1 protein-coding gene is annotated in these 914 nt (G+C 66.5%); it reads left to right on the top strand.

What is annotated here, in order from left to right; genetic code table 11:
• On the top strand, nt 1-879 hold an 879-nt coding region (locus tag A5688_RS13815; RefSeq protein WP_082995941.1), incomplete at its 5' end, for a thiolase family protein.
• Nucleotides 880-914: the final 35 nt, after the last annotated feature.

Genomic DNA, 914 nt, shown 5'->3' with positions numbered 1-914 from the left:
TGCGGATCGAGCCAGCAGGCAGTGGATTTCGCCGCCCAAGCGGTCGCCGCCGGCGCCTGCGACGTAATAGTAGCGGGTGGGGTGGAATCCATGAGCCGACTGCCGCTTGGCGTAACGCGGCAAAGTGGATTCCCATACGGCCCGAGGGTTATGCAGCGGTTTGACGATTTCTCGTTCAATCAGGGACTGTGCGCCGAGGCGGTGGCACGAAAGTGGGGATTGACGCGGGTCGATCTCGATGCCTACGCCGCAGCGTCGCATCAGCGGACCGCCGCGGCTATCGACTCCGGTGCATTCGACGCGCAAATCATCGTACTTTCCACGGAGACCGGAGAATTCGATACCGACGAGGGGTTGCGCCGTGGCACCAGCATCGAGACCCTCGGACAGCTCAAGCCGTTGTTCATCGAGGACGGGCTGATCCACGCCGGTAATTCGTCACAGATCTCCGACGGCGCCGCCGCCCTGCTGATCACCACCGCCGACAGGGCCGCCGATCTGGGGCTGACTCCGATGGCCCGCTACGTCGCCGGAGCGGTGGCCGGTGCAGACCCGGTGCTGATGCTGACGGCACCGATTCCTGCCTCCGAGATGGTGTTGTGGCGGGCCGGACTCGGTATCAGCGACATCGGAGTGTTCGAGGTCAACGAGGCGTTCGCCTCGGTGCCACTGGCTTGGACCGCCCAACTGGGCGCGGACCCGGCCCGGGTCAATCCGCTGGGCGGGGCCATCGCAGTGGGCCACCCGCTGGGGGCCTCGGGCGCTCGCCTGATGACCACGATGGTGCACCGCATGCGCCGCGACGGCATCCGCTTCGGCCTGCAGACGATGTGCGAGGGCGGCGGCATGGCGAACGCCACGATCGTGGAACTGCTGTGAGCCTCGTGTCGCGCGACGTGTTCGACGGCGATCAG

Source organism: Mycobacterium mantenii (assembly GCF_001667865.1).
Taxonomy (GTDB): domain Bacteria; phylum Actinomycetota; class Actinomycetes; order Mycobacteriales; family Mycobacteriaceae; genus Mycobacterium; species Mycobacterium mantenii_A.
Note: the sequence above shows the minus strand (reverse complement) of the source record. Positions and strands in the feature narration are given on the sequence as shown.